Source organism: Stenotrophomonas sp. STEN063 (assembly GCF_056854515.1).
In genome coordinates this window covers 1-8277 of record NZ_JBXFWF010000106.1, presented here as the reverse complement: position 1 = coordinate 8277, position 8277 = coordinate 1, and the positions used below count along the sequence as shown (strand labels likewise).

The 8277-nt window shown below is 63.3% G+C and carries 11 protein-coding genes; 1 reads left to right on the top strand and 10 read right to left on the bottom strand.

Annotated features, from left to right (window positions below):
- Positions 1-77 precede the first annotated feature (77 nt).
- The 10 genes from AC1VWL_RS18710 to AC1VWL_RS18665 form a co-directional block, all read right to left on the bottom strand.
- Positions 78-539, bottom strand: a complete 462-nt coding sequence (locus AC1VWL_RS18710; RefSeq protein WP_482987680.1) for a DUF6491 family protein — start codon at positions 537-539, stop codon at positions 78-80.
- 109 nt (positions 540-648) lie between these two features.
- Positions 649-1359: a lipoprotein-releasing ABC transporter ATP-binding protein LolD gene (lolD, locus tag AC1VWL_RS18705; protein ID WP_482987679.1), complete on the bottom strand. Its 711-nt coding sequence runs from the start codon at positions 1357-1359 to the stop codon at positions 649-651.
- Positions 1352-2593 carry a lipoprotein-releasing ABC transporter permease subunit gene (locus tag AC1VWL_RS18700; RefSeq protein WP_482987678.1) on the bottom strand — a complete coding sequence of 414 codons (1242 nt, stop codon included), beginning with the start codon at positions 2591-2593 and terminating at the stop codon, positions 1352-1354. The genes lolD and AC1VWL_RS18700 overlap by 8 nt, the downstream gene beginning before the upstream one ends.
- A 24-nt stretch (positions 2594-2617) precedes the next feature.
- Complete coding sequence (locus AC1VWL_RS18695) at positions 2618-2803, bottom strand: hypothetical protein (protein ID WP_482987677.1); 186 nt, start codon at positions 2801-2803, stop codon at positions 2618-2620.
- 214 nt (positions 2804-3017) lie between these two features.
- On the bottom strand, positions 3018-3272 hold the full coding sequence (locus AC1VWL_RS18690; protein ID WP_282268793.1) for an FAD assembly factor SdhE: 255 nt from the start codon (positions 3270-3272) through the stop codon (positions 3018-3020).
- 161 nt (positions 3273-3433) lie between these two features.
- On the bottom strand, positions 3434-4219 hold the full coding sequence (locus AC1VWL_RS18685; protein WP_282268791.1) for a succinate dehydrogenase iron-sulfur subunit: 786 nt from the start codon (positions 4217-4219) through the stop codon (positions 3434-3436).
- Positions 4220-4237: 18 nt separating this feature from the next.
- Positions 4238-6028, bottom strand: a complete 1791-nt coding sequence (gene sdhA / locus AC1VWL_RS18680; RefSeq protein ID WP_481533415.1) for a succinate dehydrogenase flavoprotein subunit — start codon at positions 6026-6028, stop codon at positions 4238-4240.
- A gap of 3 nt (positions 6029-6031) precedes the next feature.
- Positions 6032-6415 carry a succinate dehydrogenase, hydrophobic membrane anchor protein gene (gene sdhD / locus AC1VWL_RS18675; RefSeq protein WP_303746727.1) on the bottom strand — a complete coding sequence of 128 codons (384 nt, stop codon included), beginning with the start codon at positions 6413-6415 and terminating at the stop codon, positions 6032-6034.
- Positions 6412-6804, bottom strand: coding sequence for a succinate dehydrogenase, cytochrome b556 subunit (sdhC, locus tag AC1VWL_RS18670; protein ID WP_057626052.1), 393 nt, complete (start codon positions 6802-6804; stop codon positions 6412-6414). Before sdhC ends, sdhD begins: the two co-directional genes overlap by 4 nt.
- Before the next feature lie 54 nt (positions 6805-6858).
- Positions 6859-7032 carry a DUF1674 domain-containing protein gene (locus AC1VWL_RS18665; protein ID WP_303746729.1) on the bottom strand — a complete coding sequence of 58 codons (174 nt, stop codon included), beginning with the start codon at positions 7030-7032 and terminating at the stop codon, positions 6859-6861.
- A 39-nt stretch (positions 7033-7071) separates the two neighbouring features.
- Between AC1VWL_RS18665 and ygfZ the strand changes: the two genes are divergently transcribed.
- A complete protein-coding gene (gene ygfZ, locus AC1VWL_RS18660) occupies positions 7072-7932 on the top strand; it encodes a CAF17-like 4Fe-4S cluster assembly/insertion protein YgfZ (RefSeq protein WP_482987676.1) in 861 nt (286 codons plus the stop codon).
- Positions 7933-8277: the final 345 nt, after the last annotated feature.

Here is an 8277-nt window from a genome sequence, read left to right as displayed (position 1 = left end):
AGATGTGTATAACAGCCAGCGGTTGGTCCGCGCATGAAGGCCACTGCCGAGCATGGCTCGGCACTACAGATGGCATCTCACTCCGTGTCCGTGCCCTGATCTGCAGCGCGCTCGGAGATCTTGGCCTCACGCAGCTCTTTCTCGGATGCGCGCAGGCTCTTCACGTCCAGTGGCTGGATGCTGTCGATCCGGCACGGCACACGTGCCATCGGGCCGCCACCATGCACGATCACGCGGTCAAAACGCGCCGACACCTGCCCCATCATGTTGGTGATGCTGATCGCCGGGGCGAATGACAGGTCCAAACACGGTCCACTGAGATTCAACAGCCAGGCTTCGTTGGGCTTGGTCCACACCGCCAAGGCGCTGTCGCCCAGCTCGGTCCAACCATTGAGCGAACCGAAGTATCTGAAGTTTTTCACAGGCTCACCGGCGTGCGCTCGATAGAGATCAAGCCGCTCGGCGCTGGTCAGCTTTCCCGTCGTTGCACAGCCACCAAGAACGGCGGCCAACAGCATCGCAACAAGCATTTTCTTCATGACAGCAATCCTCATTGAAGGAAACAACCCGACCCCATGAAGCAGCTAGTACTTACCCAAGCATGCTAGCCCCATGGCGGCCACGGGACCAACACCTCCCTTTCGCGACTCAAACCCCGCTACTGGCCAACTCGTGCAGCCGGCCCTGGCGCAGCTCCAGCACGCGATCCAGCTTGCGCGCCAGACTGCGGTCATGGGTGACCAGAACCAAACTGGTGCGGTGGACCCGATTCAACTCCAGCATCAGGTCGAACACGGTGCCGGCAGTCTTGTCGTCCAGGTTGCCAGTGGGCTCATCACCCAACACGCAGCCCGGCTGGTTCACCAGTGCGCGGGCAACCGCCGTGCGTTGGCGCTCGCCGCCGGACAGCTCGCCCGGCTTGTGATCCAGCCGATGGCCCAGCCCAACCGATTCCAGCAAGGCCTTGGCGCGGGCGCTGGCGCCGGCCGGGTCACTGCCGCCCAGCATCACCGGGATCATCACATTCTCCAGCGCGGTGAACTCCGGCAGCAGGTGGTGGAACTGGTAGACAAAGCCCAGCGAGCTGTTGCGCAGCTTGCCGCGCGCGGCGTCGGACAGGGCCGACATGCGCTGCCCGGCCACATAGACTTCACCTGCCGTCGGCACATCCAGCCCGCCCAGCAGGTGCAGCAAGGTGCTCTTGCCTGCGCCGGAGGCACCGACGATGGCCACGGTCTCGCCGGCGGCAACGTTCAAATCCAGGCCGTCGAATACCGGTGTGTGCATCTTGCCTTCGGCATAGGTCTTGCCCAGACCCTCGGCGCGGATTACCGATTCCATCAATGCGTTCTCATTCATAGCGCAGCGCCTCGGCCGGCTGGGTGCGGGCTGCGCGCCACGCCGGGTAGATGGTTGCGGCAAAGCTCATCAGCAGCGCCACCACGGTTATCACGACGATATCGCCGGTCTGCATGTCGGTCGGCAGGCCGGTGATGTAGTACACATCCTCCGGCAGCAGCTTGATGTTGAACACGGTCTCGATCAGGCCGAGGATGCGTTCCAGGTTGAGGGTCAAGGTGATGCCGCTGATCACGCCGACAATGGTGCCGAACACGCCGATCAGCGTGCCCTGCACCATGAACACCTGCATGACGCCACCGGGCGTAAGGCCAAGCGTGCGCAGGATGGCGATATCGGCCTGCTTGTCGGTAACGAGCATCACCTGCGATGACACCAGGTTGAAGGCACCCATTGCCACGATCAGCGACAGCAGGATGCCCATCACCGTCTTTTCCATACGCAACGAGTGGTAGAGATTGGCGTTCTCCTGGGTCCAATCGCTCACCCGGTAATAGCCGTTGAGGTTGACTGCCAGATCGCGGGCCACGGTATAGGCCTGGTCCATGTCGTGCATCTTCAGGCGCACGCCGGTGACGCCGTCCATGCGCAGCACGCGCTCCATGTCCTGCATGTTGGTGAAAGCGACGCCGCGGTCGACTTCATTGGAGCCAGCCTCGAAGATGCCGCTGACTTTGAAGCGCTTGACCCGCGGCATGGCGCCCATCGGCGTGCCCTGCACTTCGGCCAGCGTGGCCACGACGCTGTCGCCGACATCCACGCCCAACCAGATCGCCAGCTCCTTGCCGACCACCATGTTGAATTCGCCGGGCTGTAGGCTGTCCAGCTTGCCCTTGGTCATCTTCTCGGCCAGCACCGAGACCTTGGATTCCTGCGCCGGGTCAACGCCCTGGATGATCGCGCCCTGCACCCGCAGGCCGCTCAACATGCCCTGGATCTCGATATACGGCGCGGCACCGGCCACGCGCGGATCCTTGGTCGCCACGTCGATGGCGTGCTGCCAATTGGACATCGGCTCGCCATCGGCACTGACCGTGGCGTGGGCCGACATCTGCAGCAGGCGGTCGCGGATTTCCTTCTGGAAGCCGCTCATCACCGCCAAAGTGGTGATCAGCACCATCACCCCGAGCGCAATGCCGAGGATGGAAGCCATGGAGATGAAGGAGATGAAGCCATTGCGGCGCTTGGCGCGCAGATAGCGCAATCCGATTGCGACAGGTAAGGGTTTGAACATGCGTGTCTGCCCGTGAACTGGTAGCTATGGTGCCATTCCCGGCGGCCGGCGGGAAACGCCATGCGCCTTCACGGCCAGTCGCAGTTCACGTCGTAGCGCGCGCGACAGGGTATCGGGCCAGAACAGCGCCTGCTGGCGCTGTTTTCCAAGCCGCCAGCGCAGCACCAGCAGCGGTCCGCGCTCGAGCAGTTCGACCTGCCCAACAGGCACTCCATCAACGCTCGGCGACCCCGGCGGTGGCGGTATCAACAGGTCCCGGGATGACCTTCGCCACTCAGCCCGCGCCTGCAGCAGCCCACAGCCAAGCACGCACACGGCGAACGGCCAGGCATGGCCCGGCCCCAATCTACAGTTCAGTATCGAAATGGCGGCCAGTACCGCCAGGCCCAGGATCGCGCAGATCAGCCAGCGTGACGGACGCCACTCACACCGGAAGGGCGCGGATATAGGCGATGAGCTGCGCCTGCGACGCATCCGGACAGACCTCGTAGCCCATGGACCAGCGCCACAACTTATCGTCTTCGGTGTCCAGCAACTGCAGGAAAACCTCGCGCTCGGCCGCAGGTGCTTCCAGCCAACGGCGGTCCAGATAACGGCCAAACAGCTGATCCAGCTCGCGCATGCCGCGCCGGCAGCGCCAGCGCAGCTTCTTCAACAGGATCTCGTCTTCGGTCTGCATGGCTTCGGATACCTCGGATACCAGAGCCCCTCTCCCGCCGGGAGAGGGGTTGGGGTGAGGGTTGGAGCGAAGCTCCCGCGAAATCGAGGGCAGCAGGCTTCACCCGTACCCTCATCCGCCCCTGCGGGGCACCTTCTCCCGAAGGGAGAAGGCAGAACACATCAAGCGCGGCGCGCCATCATCAGCTTCTTGATCTCGGCAATTGCCAGTGCCGGGTTCAAGCCCTTCGGGCAGGTGCGTGCGCAGTTCATGATGGTGTGGCAACGGTACAGCTTGAACGGATCTTCCAGATCGTCCAGGCGTGCGCCGGTGTCTTCATCGCGCGAATCGATGATCCAGCGGTAAGCCTGCAGCAGGATCGCCGGGCCAAGGTAACGCTCGCCGTTCCACCAGTAGCTCGGGCAGCTGGTCGAGCAGCAGGCGCACAGGATGCACTCGTACAGGCCGTCCAGCTTCTTGCGGTCGTCCGGCGACTGCAGGCGTTCGCGGTCTGCCGGGGCCGGGGTCTGGGTGCGGATCCACGGCTTGATCGAGGCGTACTGCGCGTAGAAGTGGGTCAGGTCCGGAACCAGATCCTTGACCACGTCCATGTGCGGCAGCGGGTAGATCGGCACTTCGGCCTTGCCGCAATCGGCAATGGCGCGGGTGCAGGCCAGGGTGTTGGTGCCGTCGATGTTCATCGCGCACGAACCGCAGATACCCTCGCGGCAGGAGCGACGGAAGGTCAGGGTCGGATCAATCTCGTTCTTGATCTTGATCAGCGCGTCCAGAACCATCGGGCCGCACGCATCGAGATCGATCTCGTAGGTGTCGGTACGCGGGTTCTGGTCGCCATCGGGGCTCCAGCGGTAGATCTTGAAGGTACGCGTGTTCTTCGCGCCGCCCTTGGCGGGGAAGTGCTTGCCCTTGGTCAACCGGGAGTTCTTCGGGAGTGCAAATTCAGCCATGTTCGTAAGTTCCCCGGATCAGTAGACGCGCGGCTTCGGCGGCACCACGGACACGTCATCGCTGAGCGTGTACATGTGCACCGGGCGGTAATCGAAGCTGCACTTGCCCTTTTCGTCAACAGTGACCAGCGTGTGCTTCTGCCAGTTGACGTCGTCGCGGTCCGGGTAATCCTCGTGCGCGTGGGCGCCACGGCTTTCCTTGCGCTGCTCGGCCGAGTTGATGGTCGCCACTGCATTGAGCAGCAGGTTGTTCAGCTCGTAGGTCTCGATCAGGTCCGAGTTCCAGACCAGCGAACGGTCGGAAACCTTGACGTCCTGGAACGAATCGAACACCTGCGCCATCTTCTGGCAGCCTTCTTCCAGCGTCTTGCTGGTGCGGAACACGGCAGCATCGTTCTGCATGGTGCGCTGCATGTTGTCGCGGATGACCGAGGTCGGCGTATCGCCATTGGCGTGACGCAGCTTGTCGAGCAGGCCCAGGGCCTTGTCGCAGGCATCGGACGGCAGGGTCTTGTGCGGCGCACCCGGCTTGATCGTCTCGGCGCAGCGGTTGGCCACGGCGCGGCCGAACACCACCAGGTCGAGCAGCGAGTTGGAGCCCAGACGGTTTGCACCGTGCACGGACACGCAGGCCGCTTCGCCGATGGCGTACAGGCCCGGCACCACTGCATCGGGGTTGTCGCCGACCTTGCGCACCACTTCACCGTGGTAGTTGGTCGGGATGCCGCCCATGTTGTAGTGCACGGTCGGGATGACCGGGATCGGCTGCTTGTGCACGTCCACGCCCGCGAAGATGCGCGCGCTTTCGGCAATACCCGGCAGCTTGTCGTCGATCACGCCCGGGCCGAGGTGGGTCAGGTCGAGCAGGATGTGATCCTTGTGCTCGCCAACGCCGCGGCCTTCGCGGATTTCGATGGTCATCGAACGCGACACCACGTCACGCGATGCCAGATCCTTGTAGTGCGGTGCGTAGCGCTCCATGAAGCGTTCGCCACTGCTGTTGCGCAGGATACCGCCCTCGCCTCGCACACCTTCGGTGATCAGGCAGCCGGCACCGTAGATACCGGTCGGGTGGAACTGCACGAACTCCATATCCTGCAGCGGCAGGCCGGCACGGGCCACCAAGCCACCGCCGTCACCGGTACAGGTATGCGCCGAGGTGGCGCTGAAGTAGGCACGGCCGTAACCACCGGTTGCCAGCACCACGCCCTGCGAGCGGAACAGGTGCAGGGTGCCTTCGGCCATGTCCAGGGCGAGCACGCCACGGCAGACGCCTTCGTCGTCGAAGATCAGGTCGAGTGCGAAGTACTCGATCATGAACTGCGCATCGTGCGCCAGCGACTGCTGGTACAGGGTGTGCAGGATGGCGTGGCCGGTACGGTCGGCGGCGGCGCAGGTACGCTGCGCGGACGGGCCTTCACCGTACTTGGTGGTCATGCCACCGAACGGACGCTGGTAGATCTTGCCTTCTTCGGTGCGCGAGAACGGAACGCCGTAGTGCTCCAGCTCGATGATGGCCGGGATGGCCTCACGGCACATGTACTCGATGGCGTCCTGGTCACCCAGCCAATCCGAGCCCTTGATGGTGTCGAAGAAGTGGTAACGCCAGTCATCCTCGCCCATGTTGGCAAGCGCGGCGGAGATACCGCCCTGTGCTGCCACGGTGTGCGAACGGGTCGGGAAGACCTTGGTGATGCAGACCGTCTGCAGGCCCTTCTGGGCCAGGCCAAACGTTGCACGCAGGCCAGCGCCACCGGCGCCGACGACGACCATGTCGACCTTGTGTTCAGTGATGTTGTAAGCGGACATGTATCAGTTCCCAAACGCGATGCGGGCAACCGCAAAGATGCTGACGATGGCGCCGAGCACGGCGACGAACTTGACCGTGGTCTGCAGGGCCAGGGCCATCAGCGAGTTGTGGATGTAGTCCTCGAGGACCACCTGCAGGCCAAGCTGGGCATGCCAGAACATGGCGACCAGGAAGCCACCCAGCAGGATCGCGTTCCACGGCTTGGAAATGGTTTCCACGGCGGTAACGTAATCGGCGCCCATCAGGCTCAGCACCAGGCACAGGAACCAGATGGTCAGTGCAACCAGGGCGGTGGCGGTCAGGCGCTGGTGGACGAAGTGCTCGGTACCGGACTTGGCGCTGCCAAGGCCACGCGCATTCTTCAGCGGGGTGCGGTACTTGCTCATGCGGCAGCTCCCATGCAGACGTAAGCCCAGATCAGCGCGGTCAGCACCAGCGAGGCGATCACCGACATCCAGCTGCTGCGGATGAAGGTAGCCTTGGCGTAGCCGATGGCGAAGTCCTGCACGATATGGCGGATGCCATTGCACAGGTGATAGGCGAAGCACCAGGTCCAACCGAACAGGATCACCTTGCCGTACCAGGCGCTGGCATGGGTGGTGAAGCAGTTCCAGGACTCAGGCCCCATCATCAGGGCGAACAAGCCGCCCGCGATGATCAGGGAACCGACAGTCAGAATGATGCCGGTTACTCGATGCAGGATCGAGGTGGCCATCTGGATCTGCCAGCGATACACCTGCAGGTGCGGAGAAAGGGGGCGGGGTCTGTTCGCCATTCGCTGACTCATATCTCGGCTGGGCGGCTCAATGCCGCGTTGGCTCAACGCTGCTCAGAAATCTATGCAGCGCCCGTTTTTCTCCCAATCGCCATACCGCACCGGATCGAGTCCGCCGCGGCCGCCTATTTCCTGAGGCACCGGCGTAACCTCGGGAAGCGGCTGCTTCTCGGGGCCCAACGGGGCTTCAGCTTCGGGCTCGGGAGTGGGGGTTGTTTGGCCTATCATTGGTGGTCTCGCAACGCACAAATTTTAGTCCTCAGTCACGTGTCTGACAACCTCGCCCCTGCTTTCACCGGTTTCCGCACACTTTCCAAGGCTCAGATCGTGAGCCTTGCGGGAGCCGATGCGGTCGCTTTCGCCCAAGCCCAGTTCGCCAATGACGTGCCCTCGTTGGCCGACGGTCATTGGCAATGGAGCGCCTGGCTGACCGCCAAAGGCCGCGTGCTGTCTATCTTTCAGCTTGTACGGGTAGACGCACAGACCCTGCTGCTGGTCTGCCACGACGGCGGCGCCGAGGCCATGGCCGAACAACTGCGGCGCTTCGTGTTCCGCCGCAAGGTCGTCATCAGCCATGCCAGCACGCTGGCAGTGAATGCCGCGCTGGAAACGCCCGGTCAGGCGCGTGGCGCGCAAATAGCGCAGCTGGCCGACGGCGTCATCGAACTGGATGTGGGCAGCGCAACGGTGCCGCGAACGCTGCAGATCAGCAGCGCAGCAAGCTCCGTTGACGACACGACGGCTGAATTGGCGTGGCGTCAATACGACCTTCGTTTCGGCCTGCCCCGCCTCGAGGATGCGCAGCGTGAGCAATGGACGCCGCAGCAACTGGGGTTGGATCGCCTGAACGCCTACAGCGTCAAGAAGGGCTGCTATCCGGGCCAGGAGATCGTTGCCCGCACCCATTTCCTGGGCAAGGCCAAGCGCTCGCTGGCGCTATTGGAATGCGCATCATTCGCAAACTCTGGTGATGCAGTCCAGCACGGGGACAGCAACATCGGCAGCGTCGCCTGTGTGGCCGGCGCATTGGCGCTTGCAGTGCTGCCACTGGAGTTGCCGGAAGGCCCACTACAGGTCAATGGCGAGATCGCCAGCATCCAGCCGCTGCTGGAAGGCCTGGCGCGCTGAAGCCCGCTAGTGCCGAGCCATGCTCGGCATTGCGCTTCACCTGTAGTGCCGAGCCATGCTCGGCAGACGCTTCACCGGCAAAGCTCCACCCGAGCATGACTAGGCACTATAAAATGCGTTGCCGACCAACTGATGCAGGAGCGCCGCAAGCCGCGAAGCCTCAACTGCATCAAATCGCGAAGAGCGCTACCCCTCCCCAACCCTCCCCTTGCCTGCGGCAAAGGGAGGGGGCAAACCGTAGTGCCGAGCCCGGGTCGGGAGAGGCCGTAACCGTAAAAAATAACCCCAGCAAGGGTCGGCCCCACACACGCAATAAGGGCGCAGTGATGGAAGAACGGCGGATGG

Coding starts and splice junctions, on each gene's coding strand:
- AC1VWL_RS18710 (WP_482987680.1), bottom strand. CDS start 539: ATGAAGAAAATGCTTGTTGCGATGCTGTTGGCCGCCGTTCTTGGTGGC.
- lolD (WP_482987679.1), bottom strand. CDS start 1,359: ATGAATGAGAACGCATTGATGGAATCGGTAATCCGCGCCGAGGGTCTG.
- AC1VWL_RS18700 (WP_482987678.1), bottom strand. CDS start 2,593: ATGTTCAAACCCTTACCTGTCGCAATCGGATTGCGCTATCTGCGCGCC.
- AC1VWL_RS18690 (WP_282268793.1), bottom strand. CDS start 3,272: ATGCAGACCGAAGACGAGATCCTGTTGAAGAAGCTGCGCTGGCGCTGC.
- AC1VWL_RS18685 (WP_282268791.1), bottom strand. CDS start 4,219: ATGGCTGAATTTGCACTCCCGAAGAACTCCCGGTTGACCAAGGGCAAG.
- sdhA (WP_481533415.1), bottom strand. CDS start 6,028: ATGTCCGCTTACAACATCACTGAACACAAGGTCGACATGGTCGTCGTC.
- sdhD (WP_303746727.1), bottom strand. CDS start 6,415: ATGAGCAAGTACCGCACCCCGCTGAAGAATGCGCGTGGCCTTGGCAGC.
- sdhC (WP_057626052.1), bottom strand. CDS start 6,804: ATGGCGAACAGACCCCGCCCCCTTTCTCCGCACCTGCAGGTGTATCGC.
- AC1VWL_RS18665 (WP_303746729.1), bottom strand. CDS start 7,032: ATGATAGGCCAAACAACCCCCACTCCCGAGCCCGAAGCTGAAGCCCCG.